This is a genomic window from Kluyvera genomosp. 2 (assembly GCF_036759865.1).
Classification (GTDB): domain Bacteria; phylum Pseudomonadota; class Gammaproteobacteria; order Enterobacterales; family Enterobacteriaceae; genus Kluyvera; species Kluyvera ascorbata_B.
In genome coordinates, this window is sequence record NZ_JAPKIA010000010.1 from 182,700 (window position 1) to 201,547 (window position 18,848).

Below are 18,848 nucleotides of genomic sequence, written 5' to 3' on the forward strand. Positions count from 1 at the left end.
CTGGCTTCTGTATCAACGTCGCAAAATATGAGTTCTCATCGTTTTGATATCTAAGGCTAAATCTGAGTACTCTTTTAAAAAAACGTAGATACAGAACAAAAACCATTCGTTGACATTTATAATAAATTATTAACATGAACAAATGACTTACCTGCTGATTTATAGCAGACTGATATTTTCCACGTTTACTATTCTCATCATTAACAAAAAAAGCTTGGTTATCGATAAGATAAAAACAGGTTAAGTCCTAGTAAAATTCAGTCATACAACGGCGGGCAGTGTCGCCAGTTTGTTAACACCTGAACCCGCCTTTTTTTTCTACTTTTTTTGATAAAAATTAAATTTTGTTTGGTGCAATAATCACCAAATGACGCTCCCCTTCCAACTGAGGAACCCGTAATTCGACCACGGACTCCACGCTAAATCCCTCTGGAAGTTGCGCAATTTCATCTTCCGGCAGCTGCCCTTTCAGCGCGTAGAAGCGCCCTTCCGCACCCGGGAGATGATGACACCAGTTCACCATATCGGTCAGCGAGGCGAAGGCGCGGCTGATGACACCGTCAAACGGCGGCTCAGCGGGGAATGCTTCAACGCGGCTCTGCACCGGCGTGATGTTGTCCAGATTCAGTTCGTGCTGAACCTGGCGCAGAAAGCGAACGCGCTTGCCCAAGCTATCGAGCAGCGTGAAGTGCGCATCCGGACGCACGATAGACAGCGGAATACCCGGCAGGCCCGGCCCGGTACCGACATCGATAAAACGTTCACCTTTCAGCGACGGTGCCACCACAATGCTGTCGAGGATGTGGCGAACCAGCATCTCGTTCGGATCGCGCACCGACGTCAGGTTGTACGCCTTGTTCCACTTATGCAGCATATCGACATAGCCGACAAGCTGATTTTTCTGGTGATCGGAGAGGGAAATGCCTGCTTCATTCAGCAGTCGAGAGAGTTTGTTGAGCACAGAGAATACCTGTTAGCGATAATCTGCCGGATGGCGACTTCGCCTTATCCGACCTACAAAGTAGGCCCGGTAAGCATAGCGCCACCGGGCAATGTTCAATCATTACGCGCTGCGGCGCAGCAGACCTTGTTTTTTCAGCCATACCAGCAAAATAGAGATTGCCGCCGGGGTGATCCCGGAAATGCGTGACGCCTGGCCGATAGAAACCGGTTTGTGATCGTTAAGTTTCGCGATCACTTCATTGGACAAACCGTTAACCTGGCGATAGTCCAGCGTTTCAGGCAGCAGCGTATTTTCATTGCGCTGCTGTTTTTCGATCTCATCCTGCTGACGCGCGATATAACCTTCGTATTTCACCTGGATTTCAACCTGTTCCGCCGCCTGTACATCGTCCAGCGCCGGTGAGAACGGCGTCAGAGAGGTCAGCTGTGCGTAGGTCATTTCCGGGCGACGCAGCAGGTCTTCACCGTTAGCTTCACGAGACAGCGGCGCGGTCAGGTGAGCATTCACTTCTGCCGCCGTCGCTGCCGAAGGCGCGACCCAGGTGGATTTCAGGCGCTGGCGTTCACGTTCGATGTTCTCCAGCTTCTCGTTGAAGCGCGCCCAGCGGACATCATCGACCATTCCCAGCTCGCGACCAATTTCAGTCAGGCGCAGATCAGCATTGTCTTCGCGCAGCATCAGGCGATATTCAGCGCGTGAGGTAAACATGCGGTACGGTTCTTTGGTGCCCAGCGTGCAGAGGTCATCGACCAGTACGCCAAGATAGGCCTGATCGCGGCGCGGCGCCCAGCCGTCTTTGTCGGCAGACAGACGGGCGGCATTCAAGCCCGCCAGCAGCCCCTGTGCGGCAGCTTCTTCGTAACCGGTGGTGCCGTTGATCTGGCCGGCAAAGAACAGGCCGTGGATATACTTGCTTTCCAGCGTTGGCTTCAGGTCACGCGGATCGAAGAAATCGTATTCAATGGCGTAGCCAGGGCGCACGATGCGCGCATTTTCCATCCCCTGCATGGAGCGGACAATCTGCATCTGCACATCGAACGGCAGGCTGGTGGAGATACCGTTCGGATAAATTTCGTTAGACGTCAGCCCTTCCGGCTCGAGGAAGATCTGGTGCTGATTACGATCGGCAAAGCGCATCACTTTATCTTCGATCGACGGGCAATAGCGTGGGCCGATCCCTTCGATCACGCCAGCATACATCGGGCTACGATCGAGGTTATTGCGGATGACGTCGTGGGTTTTCTCGTTGGTGTGCGTCACGTAGCACGGCATCTGACGCGGGTGCTGAGAGACATCGCCCAGGAACGAGAACACCGGCATAGGGTCGTCGCTGTTTTGCTGGCCCAGTACGCTGAAGTCGATAGTCCGTGCGTCAATGCGCGGCGGCGTACCGGTTTTCAGGCGGCTGACGCGCAGCGGCAGTTCACGCAGACGACGAGACAGCGGGATAGACGGCGGATCGCCCGCACGGCCACCGCTGTAGTTATCCAGACCGATATGAATTTTACCGTCAAGGAAGGTCCCCACGGTCAGCACTACCGCTTTCGCGCGGAATTTCAGCCCCATCTGGGTGACAGCACCGACAACGCGATCGTTCTCGACAATCAGATCTTCTACCGCCTGCTGGAAGATCATCAGGTTTGGCTGATTCTCCAGTGCGGTACGCACCGCCTGACGGTAAAGCACGCGATCTGCCTGGGCGCGAGTGGCACGAACGGCCGGGCCTTTGCTGGCGTTTAGTATCCTAAACTGAATACCTGCATGGTCGATCGCCGTTGCCATCAGGCCGCCAAGCGCATCCACTTCTTTTACCAGGTGTCCTTTCCCAATGCCGCCAATCGCCGGGTTGCAGCTCATCTGCCCCAGAGTGTCGATATTGTGTGTCAAAAGCAGGGTTTGTTGGCCCATTCGCGCTGCGGCCATCGCGGCCTCAGTGCCTGCATGACCCCCGCCAATGATGATGACGTCAAAAGGATCCTGATAAAACATGGTGGTTTGCCTCGCGTACTGCGGTTTTTAAATGGATTGAAGTCCGGGCGTGGATTCTACTCAACTTTAGTCGATGGAGAAAGCGTCTGGATCCTGGGTATTAAAAAGAAGATCTTTTTATTTAGAGATCTGTTCTATTGTGATCTCTTATTAGGATCGGCAAGTCTTGTGGATAAGTACGATCCTGACATTAAGATCAACCGGTTAAGGCGGATCGTTTTCTGTGAATGATCGGTGATCCTGGACCGTATAAGCTGGGATCAAAGTGGAGGGTTATACACAACTCAAAAACTAGCCAACGGTTATTCTTTGGATAACTACCGGTTGATCCAAGCTTTTAACCAGAGTTATCCACATAAAAAAGTTCGATCTTTACAAATCTCAGAGCATTGGTTGCCACGATCGCAGCCATATTTCCGCCGGATCTTCCGGAATTTCATGTTCCAGTACGTTGATCCGCAGCGTCTCCCCGATCTGTTTTGCCCCGCAGGCTTTCAATTCGGCTTCCAGCTTATCGATCGCGCCGCAAAAGGTGTCATATTCGCGGCTACCGATGCCAATAGCCCCGAAGCGAACCTGAGAGAGATCCGGTTTTTGCTCATGCAATGCTTCATATAAGGGCAGAAGGTTGTCCGGAATGTCACCGGCACCATGCGTTGAGCTGACCACCAGCCAGATTCCTTCATGCGGAACCTCATCCAGCATCGGCCCGTGCAGTATTTCACTGGTCATGCCGGCGTCGTCCAGCTTTTCGGCCAGGTGTTCCGCGACATATTCCGCACTGCCAAGCGTGCTGCCGCTGATTAAAGTGATGTCTGCCATGCTCGCCCACCTTTATAGAGAGAGCGCATTGTACGCTGTGAGCGAGCTGGGATCTACCTGTGGAAAAATGTGGGATTAAAAAAAGCGATCAAGGCTTGATGGTACGCATGATCGGGTTCTGCAGAACGATCAGCGTTTCAGTGGACTGAATTTCATCAATTGTTTGGATCTTGTTGATAAGTACCTGCTGCAGCGCATCGATAGATTTACACATCACCTTAATAAAGATGCTGTAGTGGCCGGTGGTGTAATACGCCTCGGTGACTTCATCCAGGCTTTCCAGGCGTGCCAGCGCTGATGGGTAGTCTTTGGCGCTCTTGAGAATGATGCCGATAAAGCACCCTACGTCATAACCGAGTTGTTTGGGGCTGACGTCCACATGCGCACCGGTGATGATCCCTGCCTGTTTCATCTTCTCTACGCGCACATGGATGGTCCCCGGACTCACGGCGAACTGTTTGGCCAATTCGGCGTAAGCGGTACGGGCATTGGCCATTAGCGCTTCCAGGATGCCGCGGTCCAGATTGTCGATCTGATAATTTTCCATAGGTTTTTCTTATGAAGATTAGTGATTCTTTCTATTCTAGCCTTTAATTTTGATGAATTAAAAGTGAGATGGGCTTTTTGTTGTTTGATTATTGAATTGTTGGCCGGTTTTGTTGCTTAATCAGTGGCAACAGGACGCAGGAGTAAAAATAATGAAAACCGCATACATCGCAAAACAACGCCAGATTAGTTTCGTTAAATCCTATTTTTCCCGTCAGTTGGAAGAGAAGCTAGGGCTCGTAGAAGTCCAGGCGCCGATCTTAAGCCGCGTGGGCGATGGGACACAGGACAACCTGTCTGGCTGCGAGAAGGCGGTTCAGGTGAAAGTGAAAACACTGCCAGACGCCCAGTTCGAAGTGGTTCATTCACTGGCGAAGTGGAAGCGTCAAACCCTGGGACAACACGACTTCAGCGCGGGCGAAGGGCTGTACACGCACATGAAGGCCCTTCGCCCCGATGAAGACCGACTTTCTCCGATTCACTCCGTTTACGTTGACCAGTGGGACTGGGAACGCGTGATGGGTGATGATGAACGCCATATCGGCACGCTGGAAAGCACCGTGAAGGCTATCTGGGCGGGTATTAAAGAAACAGAAACCGCCGTAAGCAAAGAATTTGGTCTGACGCCGTTCCTGCCAGAGCAGATTCACTTTGTACACAGCGAAACGCTGCTGAGCCGTTACCCGGGCCTGGATGCGAAAGGGCGCGAGCGCGCAATTGCCAAAGAGCTGGGCGCGGTCTTCCTGATTGGTATCGGCGGTAAACTGTCTGACGGCCAGCGGCACGACGTCCGTGCGCCGGACTATGATGACTGGAGCACTCAGGCCGCTTCCGGTTTTGCCGGGCTAAACGGCGATATCCTGGTGTGGAACCCGGTGCTGGAAGACGCGTTTGAGATTTCTTCCATGGGGATCCGCGTGGATGCGAAAGCGCTGAAACACCAGTTGCAGATCACCGGCGATGAAGATCGTTTACAGTTGGAGTGGCACCAGGCGCTGCTGCGCGGTGACATGCCGCAGACGATCGGCGGCGGTATTGGTCAGTCTCGTTTGACGATGCTGCTACTGCAACTGTCTCATATCGGCCAGGTGCAGTGCGGCGTATGGCCAGCCCAGGTTCGTGAAAGCGTCTCTGCTCTGCTGTAACCCAGTCTAACGCCGCCAGCGCCTCAGCAGGCGGCTTCTTAACCCGGTATCAAAGCGCCAGATATGATCGAAAATGCGCATGATCCCGGGTTTGCCGTGTGCGGACATCGCCACCGCGTGAAAACGATGCTGATGTTTCTGCTGCAGCTCCCCTACCTTTTTGACCACCTCATCCGGCAGCCGTTGGGCGATAAAATCAGAAATCACCACCGCATCGGCGTCCTGCCACTGCGGGTTTTGCAGATGCTCAATAATGGCGCGGAAACAGCTGGCCATGTCGGTGCCGCCGCGAAACCGCTGGCTCAAAAAGCGGATCGCTTGCTCCAGCCCCTGACGGCCAGTTAGCTCGTAGCGCACCACTTCGCTGGAGAACAGCATAATGTAGCAGCGGCGGTTGTCGGCCAGCGCCACCCGCATCAGCGCCAGGCAGAACGCTTTGGCGCACTGTTCGTTGAAGCCACCCATTGAGCCAGACGTGTCGACGCAGACAATAAACGGCCCGCGGGGCTGTTCGTCGACATCCTGGCGCACGACCGGACGTTCAGTGATTTTCTCTCGCCACGCGTCGCCGTGCAGCCGGTAGGTTAACAGCTGCTTTTCCACCAGCCGGCGATAGAACTCGTATTCCAGCTCGGTGATCCCAAGCGTCGCCAGCTCCGGCGGCAACAGGCGCAGAATGTCATCGCTTTGCTGGATGCCGTCGACCTGTTCCGGCACGGTCGACGGTTCACGAACCAGCGCACGGAACGTCTCCATCGGTGCGTCTTTTTTCGGCACAGATTTCGCTTCCCGTGAGCGACCAAGCTGCTCGGCCAGGCGCAGCAGCTCTGGCTGCTGGCTGAGAAACTCGCCGTATTTAACAATCAGCTGATAGTCGCCGCGCTTAAGCTGACCCGCGCTCATGTCCCAGAGTCGCCCGCCCGCGCTGTCGTTTTCCACCAGCAGCGGCTCCAGCTGGCCGCTTAGGGTCATACGTTCCTGCACTTCGCTCAGCAGCTGCTCGCGTTCTTCTTCCAGCAGCTGTTGGTTGAGCGAGGTGACCTGAACCACCAAGCTTAGCCGCCAGCGTTGTAGAAAAAGGGTATGAAGGGCCGGTGTAAAGGTGGTGTTGTTTGCCACCAGCTGCTGAGCCTGGCCGGCAAACGGCGACTGCACCCGAATCAACAGCGCCAGAATCTGCGGCAGTTGCACAATAAACTGGCTGGTGGAGAGAATCTGGCTCTGCTGGTAGCAGATAACCTCCTCTTCCAGCTCCTGCGGCACCGGCGCGCCCTTTAAGCGGTTTCTGAAGGTCTCACGCCAGCGGGGCAGATCGTCGGTAATGGCGCTTTTCAGTCGTGGGAATTTTTCAAAGAACACGGCCAGCTGCGGCGAAGCCAGCAGGGCGATGATCATCTCTTCGATCATCCCCTCTTCGCTGACCGCCAGCATGACGTTGAGCGTGTCGATGGTGAGCATTAAAGCTGCGCCTGCTTAATTTGCGCTGCGACGTCCTGCAGACTGGCTTCGATACGCCCCAGCCACTCTTCATTGATGAACAGGCATTTTTGCTGTTCGCTAAAGCGGTTGTGCTGCTGGTGCCATTCTTCCTCTAAGGCGAGCAGCTGCTGGCGGATTTCGCTCGGCATATTTTCCGTGCTGCCGGAGCCCGGCAGCGATAGCCGGGTACCCTGCAGACTGACGTCGCGCACCACCAGGTGCTGCGCAGCATCGACTTCCATATTCAGCGTTAGTGCAAAGCCTATGCCGTTCAGTTTGCCGCGAATTTCACCGCCTTTCTCCAGCCAGTTAGCCAGCGCCTGGCGCTCGAAGGTTATGTGAATGACTTCAATATCGTGCAGCTTCAGCGGCTGCTGCAGCAGTAGGGTGATCGTAGGCGATTGTAACTCCGGCGGCAGCTCGTAGTGCGGCTTGCGGCTGAACATGCCGCCCAGGCGGATGACTTTCAATGCCGTTTTGTCGCTTTGCTGTTGCTGAATTTGCAGGCGCTGTTGGGTAATCGCGCCCAGCTTATTGAGCATGGCCTGCTGCTGCCACGCATGTCCGGTCATCAAAATATCTATCTGTTGTTTAAGCAGATTCAGGCTTTCAGCATCGTGCCACAGGCACTCTTTGAGCAGGATCAGATCGATAGGTGCGATCGCATCTCGGCCGCTGAAGAAGGCGCAGGCCTGCAGCAGGCGGATCGCCTTTTTCCAGCGACGATCGGAAACATAAGGTGCGTTTGGTAGGTTATCCAGCTGCTGGCGCAGGGTGAAAATCAGCTCAAACACCGCGTCCGGCAGCTTGACGTTGCCGATATCCTTCTGCCACTGGAAGTACTCTTCATCCGTTACCTGAAGACTGGCCGGGATCGGATTGTCGTTTTCGTCCTGCTGGCTAATCAGCATGGAGCGGAAATTGCCTTTGTCCTGCACTTTGTCGAGCCACAGGCGAATCAGCATGCGGTCGTACAGTGCTTCCAGGCTGCTTTCGGCCTCCGGCAGTTCGTTCGATGCGGTAACCAGCAGACGCATGGGAATTTTTTCAACGCTGGCGCCGTTACGGAAATGGCGTTCGTTAATGGCGGTAAGTAAGGTGTTCAGAATGGCCGGGCCCGCCTTCCAGATTTCATCCAGAAACACGATCTCGGCTTCCGGCAGATAGCCAGCGGTCAGGCGCTCATAGCGACCTTCATCTTTTAACGCCTGGATAGAGAGTGGCCCAAACACTTCTTCCGGCGTAGAAAAGCGCGTCATCAGGTACTCGAAAGCGCGGGCGTGCTGGAAAGCAAATTTCAGGCGACGGGCTATCAGGCTTTTTGCGATGCCCGGAGGGCCAAGTAAAAAGACGCTTTCGCCGCTCAGCGCTGCCAGCAGGCACAGACGAATGGCATGACTACGTTCAAATAGCCCTTTCTCCAGCGCGCCGCTCAGCCGCGAAATTCTTTCTGCTAATAAATGTGGTTGGGCCATAATTAACTTGCGTCCTTTCGCCGTTTAATCAGCTAACTGGCTGAGTATAGACGTTTAAGTCTTTAGGTGAATAGCCTCAATACTACCTCGCAATTTCTTGAGGCAGGTTAATATGATGTGATTAAGGGGTACGATTTTGGCGTTAATCGTGCATACTGTGCGCTTTTCGTGGGCCAAGGGACTAGGCACACATTTGTTTCAAAAACGAAAGACTAGTCTATGAGCACTGATAAGAAACAATCTTTATCAGCGATTACACTCGCTGCAATTGGCGTGGTATACGGCGATATTGGTACCAGCCCTCTTTATACGCTTCGTGAATGTTTGTCTGGGCAGTTTGGTTTTGGCGTCGAACGTGACGCGGTTTTTGGCTTTCTGTCATTAATTTTCTGGCTGCTCGTTTTTACGGTTTCACTCAAATACATTACCTTCGTGATGCGGGCGGACAACGCCGGCGAAGGCGGGATCCTCACGCTGATGTCACTGGCCGGGCGTAACACCTCTGCGAAGACGACATCCATCCTGGTGATCCTTGGACTCATTGGGGGAAGCTTCTTCTATGGCGAAGTGGTCATTACCCCGGCTATCTCGGTGATGTCGGCGATTGAAGGGCTGGAAATTATCGCCCCCACGCTCGATACCTGGATTGTCCCCATTTCGATTATTGTTCTGACGCTGCTTTTTGCTATCCAGAAGCACGGTACCAGCATGGTCGGCAAACTGTTTGCGCCCATTATGCTTATCTGGTTCCTGCTGCTGGCGGTATTGGGCGCGCGGAGCATTATTGCAAACCCTGAAGTCCTGCATGCCCTTAACCCTTACTGGGCGGTGAACTTCTTCCTGCAATACAAAACCGTTTCTTTCGTGGCGCTGGGCGCGGTGGTGCTGTCGATCACCGGCGTGGAGGCGCTGTATGCCGACATGGGTCACTTCGGGAAATTACCGATTCGCCTGGCCTGGTTCTCGGTGGTGCTGCCTTCGCTGGTATTGAACTACTTTGGTCAGGGCGCGCTGTTGTTAAAACACCCGGAAGCCATTAAGAACCCGTTCTTCCTGCTGGCCCCTGATTGGGCGCTGATTCCAATGCTGGTGATTGCCGCATTGGCGACGGTTATCGCCTCTCAGGCGGTTATCTCCGGGGTCTTCTCGCTGACTCGCCAGGCGGTGCGCCTGGGGTATCTGTCACCGATGCGCATTATTCACACCTCGGAAATGGAGTCCGGCCAGATTTATATCCCGTTTATCAACTGGCTGCTTTATATCTCGGTGGTGGTGGTGATCGTCAGCTTTGAGCACTCCTCAAACCTGGCGGCGGCGTACGGTATTGCGGTTACGGGGACCATGGTTCTGACGACGATTCTGTTCACCACGGTGGCGCGGAAGAACTGGCGCTGGAATAAGTTCTTTGTGGCGCTGCTGTTCGTGGCGTTTATGTGCATCGACATTCCGCTGTTCTCGGCGAATCTCGATAAAATCGTCTCCGGCGGTTGGCTGCCGCTGAGCCTGGCGCTGATCATGTTCACCATCATGACCACCTGGAAAAGCGAGCGTTTCCGCCTGCTGCGTCGGATGCATGAACACGGTAACTCCCTGGAGGCCATGATCGCCTCACTGGAGAAATCACCGCCGGTACGTGTGCCGGGCACCGCGGTGTATATGTCTCGTGCGCTCAACGTGATCCCGTTTGCTATGCTGCATAACCTCAAGCATAACAAGGTGCTGCACGAGCGGGTTATCCTGCTGACGCTGCGCACCGAAGATGCGCCGTACGTGCACAACGTTAGGCGCGTGCAGATTGAGCAGCTCTCACCGACCTTCTGGCGCGTGGTAGCCAGCTACGGCTGGCGTGAGACGCCGAACGTGGAAGAGGTGTTCCACCGCTGCGGCCTGGAAGGCTTAAGCTGCCGGATGATGGAAACCTCCTTCTTTATGTCGCATGAGTCGCTGATTGTCGGCAAGCGTCCGTGGTACCTGCGCCTGCGCGGCAAGCTGTACCTGCTGTTGCAACGCAATGCGCTGCGCGCGCCGGATCAGTTCGAGATCCCGCCGAACCGCGTTATCGAACTGGGCACCCAGGTCGAAATCTAACGCTATCAACGCCCTCCCTCATTTTGACGGAGGGCGTTTTTTTATCCCTTTCTCATTGTTCGCGAAACGTTTCGATGGCGATCACATTTCTATAACCTGCCGATGGTTTTCTGCACGTTCTTAAGACTACACTGATAACAGCGAAACGTTTCGCTAGTGGAGCCAGAAAATAAATGAAGAAAGGTACGGTACTCAATTCTGAAATCTCATCGGTCATTTCCCGTCTGGGTCATACCGATACGCTGGTGGTGTGCGATGCGGGTTTACCCATCCCTCGCAGCACGGCGCGCATTGATATGGCGCTCACCCAGGGCGTTCCCACCTTTATGCAGGTGCTGGGCGTGGTGACGCAGGAGATGCAGGTCGAGGCCGCCATTCTCGCCGCGGAAATTCAACAGCATAATCCGCAGCTCCACGAAGCGTTGCTCAAACACCTTGAGCAGCTGCAGCAACACCAGGGAAATCGCATTGACGTTCGTTACGTCTCGCATGAGCAGTTCAAACAACAAACCGCAGACAGTCAGGCGGTGATTCGCAGCGGGGAATGTTCCCCGTATGCGAATATCATTCTCTGTGCTGGCGTCACCTTCTGAGGCCATCATGGACGCACTCTTACAACTCAAAGGGATCGATAAATCGTTCCCAGGCGTGAAGGCCCTTTCCGGCGCCGCGCTAAACGTCTATGCCGGTCGCGTGATGGCGCTGGTGGGCGAAAACGGCGCTGGTAAATCGACCATGATGAAGGTGCTGACCGGGATCTACACCCGCGATGCAGGTTCCCTTCTGTGGTTAGGTAAAGATACCACCTTCAACGGCCCGAAATCCTCGCAGGAAGCCGGTATCGGCATCATTCACCAGGAGCTGAACCTGATCCCACAGCTCACGATTGCCGAGAACATATTCCTCGGCCGTGAGTTCGTGAACCGCTTTGGCAAAATCGACTGGAAGAAGATGTATGCGGAAGCGGACGTCCTGCTGGCGAAGCTAAACCTGCGCTTTAAGAGCGACCGTCTGGTCGGGGACCTCTCCATCGGCGATCAGCAGATGGTAGAGATCGCCAAGGTGCTGAGCTTTGAGTCCAGGGTCATCATCATGGATGAACCCACCGATGCGTTGACCGATACCGAAACTGAGTCCCTGTTCCGCGTGATCCGCGAGCTGAAATCGCAGGGGCGCGGCATTGTCTATATTTCTCACCGCATGAAAGAGATTTTCGAGATTTGCGACGACGTTACGGTCTTCCGTGACGGGCAGTTTATTGCCGAGCGTGAAGTGGCAAGCCTTGATGAAGACCGTCTGATTGAAATGATGGTAGGACGTAAGCTCGAAGATCAGTACCCGCATCTGGATAAAGAGCCGGGTGAGATCCGCCTGAAGGTCGATGCGCTGTGCGGCCCTGGCGTGGACGGCGTTTCTTTTACGCTGCGTAAAGGTGAAATTCTTGGCGTTGCCGGCCTGATGGGCGCAGGGCGTACCGAATTAATGAAGGTGCTGTATGGCGCGCTGCCGCGCACCAGTGGTTACGTCACCCTCGACGGCCATGAGGTGGTCACGCGCTCGCCGCAGGATGGCCTGGCCAACGGCATTGTCTACATCTCCGAAGACCGTAAGCGCGATGGTTTAGTGCTGGGCATGTCGGTGAAAGAGAACATGTCGCTGACCGCGCTGCGCTATTTCAGCCGCGCCGGCGGCGGCCTGAAGCATAAAGATGAGCAGCAGGCGGTCGGTGATTTTATCCGTCTGTTCAACGTGAAGACCCCTTCGATGGAACAGGCTATCGGTCTGCTTTCCGGCGGTAACCAGCAAAAAGTAGCGATTGCGCGCGGTCTGATGACTCGCCCGAAAGTGCTGATCCTCGATGAGCCGACGCGCGGCGTCGACGTGGGGGCAAAGAAAGAGATTTATCAGCTGATCAACCAATTCAAGGCCGACGGTCTGAGCATCATTCTGGTCTCGTCCGAGATGCCGGAAGTATTGGGGATGAGCGATCGCATTATTGTGATGCATGAAGGGCATCTCGGCGGTGAGTTTTCACGCGAGCAGGCCACCCAGGAAGTATTAATGGCTGCCGCTGTGGGCAAGCTTAACCGCGTGAACCAGGAGTAAAAAAGATGACAACCCAGTCTGTGGCGGGTCGCCGCTATTTCACTAAAGCATGGCTGCTGGAGCAAAAATCGCTGATTGCCCTGCTGGTGCTGATAGCGATTGTGTCGACCATGAGTCCGAACTTTTTTACCGTCAATAACCTGTTCAACATCCTGCAGCAAACCTCCGTGAACGCGATCATGGCGGTCGGGATGACGCTGGTCATTTTAACGTCGGGGATCGACCTGTCCGTCGGTTCGCTGCTGGCGTTGACCGGCGCGGTCGCCGCGTCGATTGTCGGCATTGAAGTCAATGCGCTGGTGGCGGTTGCTGCCGCACTCGCATTGGGTGCCGCAATCGGGGCCGTTACCGGCGTTATTGTTGCAAAAGGGCGCGTACAGGCGTTTATCGCCACCCTCGTGATGATGCTGCTGCTGCGCGGGGTGACCATGGTGTACACCAACGGCAGCCCGGTGAACACCGGGTTTACCGATAACGCCGATATCTTTGGCTGGTTCGGTATTGGCCGTCCGCTGGGGATACCGACGCCGGTGTGGATCATGGCGATTGTTTTCCTGGCCGCGTGGTACATGCTGCACCATACCCGCCTGGGCCGTTACATCTATGCGCTAGGCGGTAACGAAGCAGCAACGCGTCTTTCCGGCATCAGCGTCAACAAAGTCAAAATTATCGTCTACTCTCTGTGCGGGCTGCTGTCGGCGCTGGCGGGGATTATCGAAGTGGCGCGTCTCTCCTCTGCGCAACCGACGGCAGGTACCGGCTATGAGCTGGATGCCATTGCGGCGGTGGTGCTGGGGGGGACCAGCCTGGCGGGTGGTAAAGGTCGTATCGTCGGCACGCTTATCGGTGCGCTGATTCTTGGTTTCTTGAACAACGGTTTGAATTTGTTAGGTGTTTCTTCTTATTACCAGATGATCGTTAAAGCAGTCGTGATTTTGCTGGCGGTGCTGGTGGACAACAAAAAGCAGTAACTAACGACACTACAGGACATCTTAAATATGAACATGAAAAAACTGGCTACCCTGGTTTCCGCGGTTGCGCTGAGCGCCACCGTCAGTGCGAACGCGATGGCGAAAGATACTATCGCGCTGGTTATCTCTACCCTGAATAACCCGTTCTTCGTCTCCCTGAAGGATGGCGCGCAGAAAGAAGCCGACAAACTGGGTTACAACCTGGTGGTTCTGGACTCGCAGAACAACCCGGCGAAAGAGCTGGCTAACGTTCAGGATTTAACGGTTCGCGGTACCAAAATTCTGCTGATCAACCCGACTGATTCCGATGCCGTGGGTAACGCCATCAAGATGGCTAACCAGGCTAAAATCCCGGTCATCACCCTGGACCGCGTAGCGTCTAAAGGTGAAGTCGTGAGCCATATCGCTTCTGATAACGTTCTGGGCGGTAAAATTGCTGGGGATTACATCGCGAAGAAAGCCGGTGAAGGCGCCAAAGTTATCGAACTGCAGGGCATTGCCGGGACCTCAGCAGCGCGTGAACGCGGCGAAGGCTTCCAGCAGGCCGTTGCTGCTCACAAATTTAATGTACTGGCCAGCCAGCCGGCTGACTTTGACCGTACTAAAGGTCTGAACGTGATGCAGAACCTGCTGACTGCTCACCCGGATGTGAAAGCCGTGTTCGCACAGAACGATGAAATGGCGCTGGGTGCACTGCGTGCGCTGCAAACAGCCGGTAAGTCCGATGTGATGGTGGTGGGCTTTGACGGTACTCCGGACGGTGAAAAGGCCGTTAACGACGGTAAACTGGCGGCAACTATCGCTCAGTTACCGGACCAGATCGGTGCTAAAGGCGTTGAAACCGCTGACAAAGTGCTGAAAGGCGAAAAGGTACAGGCAAAATATCCTGTTGACCTGAAGCTGGTAATTAAGCAGTAATAAACGCGAATGCGATTCAGGCTCCAGAAGCCTGAGGGACAACATCAATAAAGAAAAGCAGGGCACGCGCCACCGGGATGCCGGTGGCGCATCTTACCGGACACTCTGAAAATGAAAACCGCAGGCAAACTCGTCGTCCTTGGCAGCATCAATGCCGATCACATTCTCAATCTTGAATCTTTCCCCCTGCCTGGCGAAACCGTCACCGGTAGCCATTATCAGGTTGCTTTTGGCGGCAAAGGCGCAAATCAGGCGGTTGCAGCCGGGCGCAGCGGTGCTGATATCGCGTTTATCGCCTGTACCGGCGATGACGATATTGGCGAACGTATCCGTAAGCAGCTCGTCACCGATCGCATTGATGTTGCACCGGTGAGCGCCATTAGCGGCGAATCTACCGGGGTCGCGCTGATCTTCGTTAACGGCGAAGGCGAGAACGTCATTGGTATTCACGCCGGTGCCAACGCGGCGCTGTCTACTGCGTTGGTGGAAGCACAGCGTGAACGTATTGCCAATGCGAATGCGCTGCTGATGCAGCTCGAATCCCCGCTGGACAGCGTACTGCTGGCCGCGCAGATAGCCCACCAGAACCAGACTACCGTGGTATTAAACCCGGCCCCGGCACGTGCGTTGCCGGATGCGCTGCTGTCGCTGGTGGATATTATTACGCCGAACGAAACCGAGGCTGAGAAGCTGACGGGCGTGCGGGTTGAAAACGATGACGATGCCGCGAAGGCTGCACAGGTGCTGCACAACAAGGGCATCGATACGGTGATTATTACCCTTGGCAGCCGTGGCGTTTGGGCCAGCGTTAAGGGTGAAGGCCGTCGCGTGCCGGGCTTTAAGGTCCAGGCCATTGATACCATTGCTGCGGGTGATACCTTCAACGGTGCTCTGATGACCGCGCTGCTGGAAAACACGCCGCTGGCCGAGGCGTTGCGCTTTGCGCATGCGGCAGCGGCCATTGCCGTAACGCGTAAAGGCGCGCAGCCTTCTGTGCCCTGGCGTGAAGAGATCGACGAATTTTTACGTCAGCAGGGGTAACGCTTGGCCACGATGAAGGATGTTGCTCGCCTGGCGGGCGTTTCCACCTCCACGGTATCTCACGTTATTAATAAAGATCGGTTTGTCAGCGATGCCATTACTGAGAAAGTTGATGCGGCGATTAAAGAACTGAACTACGCGCCGTCGGCGCTGGCGCGCAGCCTCAAGCTAAATCAGACCCATACCATTGGCATGCTAATCACTGCCAGTACCAACCCGTTCTATTCTGAACTGGTACGCGGCGTGGAGCGCAGCTGCTTTGAGCGCGGCTATAGCCTGGTACTGTGCAATACCGAAGGTGATGAACAGCGAATGAATCGCAACCTGGAGACGCTGATGCAAAAGCGCGTCGACGGGCTGCTATTGCTGTGTACCGAAACGCACCAGCCGTCGCTGGAGATTATGCAGCGCTACCCTTCGATTCCTTCTGTCATGATGGACTGGGCGCCGTTCGACGGCGACAGCGATCTGATTCAGGATAATTCGCTGTTGGGCGGCGACATGGCCACCCGCTACCTTATCGCGCGCGGGCATACGCGAATTGCCTGTATTGCCGGTCCGTTGGATAAAACGCCGGCGCGGCTGCGTCTGGAAGGGTATCGGGAAGCGATGCATAACGCGCAGTTGCCGATCCCGGACGGCTATGAAATTACCAGCAACTTCGAGTTTGGCGGCGGCTTTGACGCGATGCAGAAACTGCTGGCGCATCCTGAACGTCCGGATGCGGTCTTCGTCGGCAACGATGCGATGGCGGTGGGTGCTTATCAGGCGCTGTATCAGGCCGGACTGCGCATTCCTCAGGATATGGCGGTAATCGGTTATGACGATATCGAACTGGCGCGCTATATGACGCCGCCGCTGACCACTATTCATCAACCCAAAGATGAACTGGGCGAGCTGGCGATAGATGTACTCATTCACCGTATCACGCAGCCCGGGCAAAAACAGCAGCGTATGCAGCTGACGCCCGAGCTGGTGGTGCGAGGCTCGGTCTGAGACTAATGCTTTTCTTTTATCAGGTTGCGGCCATCCTTCGGCCGCAGCAGCATAAACATCAGCGCTGAAACTGCCGTAATCACGCCCATGGTGATAAAGGTGTAGTGGAACTGATCGATCGTCGAATCCACCATGCTCTGGTAGGAGCGAAGCACCGCGGCGCTGATGGCGACGCCTAAGCTGATTGATAGCTGCTGTGTCACCGCCAGCAGGCTGTTGCCGCCGCTGGCGTTGTCATCCGTGAGGTCGGCAAGCGTGATGGTGTTCATTGAGGTGAACTGCGTCGACATGGCCATCCCCAGCACGAACAGCGGCAGGATCAGTAGCCATACCGGCATGGATGGCGACTGCAGCGAGAACTGCGCAATCATCAGGCCGATGAATAATGTCACCCCTACCAGCGTTTTCCGATAGCCTAAACGGCGTAGCACCTGAGTGACCGTCGATTTTGCAATAATTGAGCCGATGGCCGTTGGCGCCATCATGCAGCCGGCAATCAGCGCTGGGTAGCCAAACCCGACTTGCAGCATCAGCGGCATCAGGAACGGTACGCAGCCGGTCCCCAGGCGGGTGGCCAGGTTACCGGCGATGCCGACAGAAAAGGTGCGCGTTTTAAACAGGCCCAGCGAGATGAGCGGCGTCGGGTGACGACGCGCGTGGCGGATATAGGCCAGCAGCAGAATCAAGCTGAACAACACGACCATCAACGCAACCCACCCCGACACAATCTGCTCGCCTAGCAGTTCCATGCCGATAGAGAACAGTACCAGGCTCAGCCCAAACAGCAGGAATCCGGCCAGATCGAAACGCCGCCGTGGCGTGGTGAAGTTCGGCATATATTTACGGGCGTACAGCATGCCGACGACGCCGATCGGAATGTTAATCAGGAATATCCAGTGCCAACTGGCCCAGGTGACGAACACGCCGCCAAGCACTGGGCCGAGAATTGGCCCAATTAACCCAGGCATCGTGACAAAGTTGAGCACCGGCAGCAGTTCGCTACGCGGGTAGGCGCGCAGGAGAGCCAGACGGGCAACGGGCATCATCATCGCGCCACCGATGCCCTGGATTACGCGGAAAACAACCAGTTCACCGAGCGAGGAGGAAAGCGCGCAGGCGAGTGAACCGAGCGTGAACAGGCTAACCGCAAGCATAAAGATACGTCGGGTACCAAAACGATCGGCCAGCCAGCCGCTCACCGGGATAAGCATGGCCACGGTAAGGGTATAGCTGATGATTGCCGACTGCATCGCCAGCGGTGAACGGTTGAGGCTATGCGCAATGGCGGGAAGCGCCGTATTCAGAATGGTGGCGTCCAGCGCCTGCATAAAGAAGGCCATCGCGGCTATCCACGGTAGCCCGGCCATACTCCGCGCTTTCTTTTCAGTCATGCATTGTCCTTTATACTGCGGCCAGGATGTGTGGCGCGTTTAATAACGCCTGGCAGGCCTGAAATGCGCCTGGACCATCGCCTTCCTGGATGGCATCCACGATGGCCTGGTGGCTGGCCAGTTCAATCACTTCATCTTCAGTAATTGACGTGAAATAGATGTGGTACACGGAATGGAAGAGCCTGGCGAAGGACGTCAGGAACGGATTCGCGCTCATTTCATAGATATGTTCGTGCCAGGTGGTGTCGATATCGATCCATCGCTCACGGTCGAAGGATTTTTCCAGCGTTGCCATTTCCGCCATTAAGGTGTTCAGCTGCGCTTTCTGTTCGGCGGTGCCGAGCGTGGCGGCCAGCATACACGCCTGTGGTTCCAGGCTGCGGCGCAGCACCAGGAAGTGCTTCATGACGGCCTGGAAGTTATCGGTGGTTAGCCACCAGGAGATTAGCTCGGTATCAAGGAAGTTCCAGTGCGCCTGAGGCATTACGCGTGTGCCGATGCGCGGGCGCGGAAGCAGCATACCTTTTGCCGAGAGCGTTTTTACCGCCTCACGGACGGCGGTGCGGCTTACGCCGAATATCTCACCCAGCTCCATTTCACCGGGGAGGATGCTTTCCGGTGGATATTCACCGGTTAATATCTTCTGGGCTATTTTTTCCGCCAGGACCCAGGAGATGTTTTTTTGGGCTGCAAGTTGCTGTGCGCTAAGAGACATAAAGGCCATTCCTATTATTTATCTTTCTTTAGTATGCCATTTGACGTACTGGATCGGTGTTAAAAACAGCAGTCTGGGCTTTTTACGCTGTATTGATACACAATTTGGTGAAAAAAAAAGCGAGCGATAAATTATTTTGAATTTACGCTTGTCAGCCAGAATAAACTCCCTATAATGCGCCTCCACTGACACGGAACAACGG

Annotated in this window: 16 protein-coding genes; 8 read left to right on the top strand and 8 right to left on the bottom strand. The window is 55.1% G+C overall.

The annotated features are described in order from the left end of the window. Positions 1–337: 337 nt before the first annotated feature. From rsmG to asnC, 4 genes are all read right to left on the bottom strand, one after another. Positions 338–961 carry a 16S rRNA (guanine(527)-N(7))-methyltransferase RsmG gene (rsmG, locus tag V6942_RS13065; protein ID WP_182929742.1) on the bottom strand — a complete coding sequence of 208 codons (624 nt, stop codon included), beginning with the start codon at positions 959–961 and terminating at the stop codon, positions 338–340. A 102-nt stretch (positions 962–1,063) separates the two neighbouring features. Next, the gene (gene mnmG, locus V6942_RS13070) at positions 1,064–2,953 is read right to left on the bottom strand and encodes a tRNA uridine-5-carboxymethylaminomethyl(34) synthesis enzyme MnmG (RefSeq protein ID WP_106930099.1); all 1,890 of its coding nucleotides are present in this window, start codon (positions 2,951–2,953) and stop codon (positions 1,064–1,066) included. Between the two features lie 381 nt (positions 2,954–3,334). Beyond that, entirely contained in the window at positions 3,335–3,775 is a 441-nt protein-coding gene (gene mioC, locus V6942_RS13075) for an FMN-binding protein MioC (protein WP_106930097.1), read from the bottom strand. A gap of 88 nt (positions 3,776–3,863) precedes the next feature. Next, the gene (asnC, locus tag V6942_RS13080; protein ID WP_035893632.1) at positions 3,864–4,322 is read right to left on the bottom strand and encodes a transcriptional regulator AsnC; all 459 of its coding nucleotides are present in this window, start codon (positions 4,320–4,322) and stop codon (positions 3,864–3,866) included. A 151-nt stretch (positions 4,323–4,473) separates the two neighbouring features. Here asnC and asnA point away from each other — a divergent pair, with 151 nt between their 5' ends. After that, on the top strand, positions 4,474–5,466 hold the full coding sequence (asnA, locus tag V6942_RS13085; protein WP_106930095.1) for an aspartate--ammonia ligase: 993 nt from the start codon (positions 4,474–4,476) through the stop codon (positions 5,464–5,466). Positions 5,467–5,472: 6 nt separating this feature from the next. On the opposite strand, the gene viaA is transcribed toward asnA, so the two are convergent. Both viaA and ravA read right to left on the bottom strand, forming a co-directional pair. After that, entirely contained in the window at positions 5,473–6,924 is a 1,452-nt protein-coding gene (viaA, locus tag V6942_RS13090; RefSeq protein ID WP_106930093.1) for an ATPase RavA stimulator ViaA, read from the bottom strand. After that, positions 6,924–8,420, bottom strand: coding sequence for an ATPase RavA (gene ravA, locus V6942_RS13095; RefSeq protein ID WP_333501329.1), 1,497 nt, complete (start codon positions 8,418–8,420; stop codon positions 6,924–6,926). Before ravA ends, viaA begins: the two co-directional genes overlap by 1 nt. A 219-nt stretch (positions 8,421–8,639) precedes the next feature. Between ravA and kup the strand changes: the two genes are divergently transcribed. The 7 genes from kup to rbsR all read left to right on the top strand — a co-directional run bounded on the left by kup (position 8,640) and on the right by rbsR (position 16,540). Further along, positions 8,640–10,508: a low affinity potassium transporter Kup gene (kup, locus tag V6942_RS13100; protein WP_106930089.1), complete on the top strand. Its 1,869-nt coding sequence runs from the start codon at positions 8,640–8,642 to the stop codon at positions 10,506–10,508. Between the two features lie 173 nt (positions 10,509–10,681). Then, the gene (rbsD, locus tag V6942_RS13105) at positions 10,682–11,101 is read left to right on the top strand and encodes a D-ribose pyranase (protein ID WP_106930087.1); all 420 of its coding nucleotides are present in this window, start codon (positions 10,682–10,684) and stop codon (positions 11,099–11,101) included. A 7-nt stretch (positions 11,102–11,108) separates the two neighbouring features. Continuing rightward, complete coding sequence (rbsA, locus tag V6942_RS13110; protein WP_106930085.1) at positions 11,109–12,614, top strand: ribose ABC transporter ATP-binding protein RbsA; 1,506 nt, start codon at positions 11,109–11,111, stop codon at positions 12,612–12,614. Positions 12,615–12,619: 5 nt separating this feature from the next. Then, a complete protein-coding gene (rbsC, locus tag V6942_RS13115; RefSeq protein ID WP_106930083.1) occupies positions 12,620–13,585 on the top strand; it encodes a ribose ABC transporter permease in 966 nt (321 codons plus the stop codon). A 27-nt stretch (positions 13,586–13,612) separates the two neighbouring features. After that, positions 13,613–14,503 carry a ribose ABC transporter substrate-binding protein RbsB gene (gene rbsB, locus V6942_RS13120; protein WP_106930081.1) on the top strand — a complete coding sequence of 297 codons (891 nt, stop codon included), beginning with the start codon at positions 13,613–13,615 and terminating at the stop codon, positions 14,501–14,503. Between the two features lie 111 nt (positions 14,504–14,614). Continuing rightward, entirely contained in the window at positions 14,615–15,544 is a 930-nt protein-coding gene (rbsK, locus tag V6942_RS13125; protein ID WP_106930079.1) for a ribokinase, read from the top strand. 3 nt (positions 15,545–15,547) lie between these two features. Next, positions 15,548–16,540, top strand: coding sequence for a ribose operon transcriptional repressor RbsR (rbsR, locus tag V6942_RS13130; RefSeq protein ID WP_106930077.1), 993 nt, complete (start codon positions 15,548–15,550; stop codon positions 16,538–16,540). Between the two features lie 2 nt (positions 16,541–16,542). Here the strand turns inward: rbsR and mdtD are convergent, their stop codons facing one another. Then, entirely contained in the window at positions 16,543–17,931 is a 1,389-nt protein-coding gene (mdtD, locus tag V6942_RS13135) for a multidrug transporter subunit MdtD (RefSeq protein WP_106930075.1), read from the bottom strand. A gap of 10 nt (positions 17,932–17,941) precedes the next feature. Further along, positions 17,942–18,646 (bottom strand): FadR/GntR family transcriptional regulator, encoded by a 705-nt coding sequence (locus V6942_RS13140; protein ID WP_106930073.1) that lies wholly within the window; start codon positions 18,644–18,646, stop codon positions 17,942–17,944. Positions 18,647–18,848: the final 202 nt, after the last annotated feature.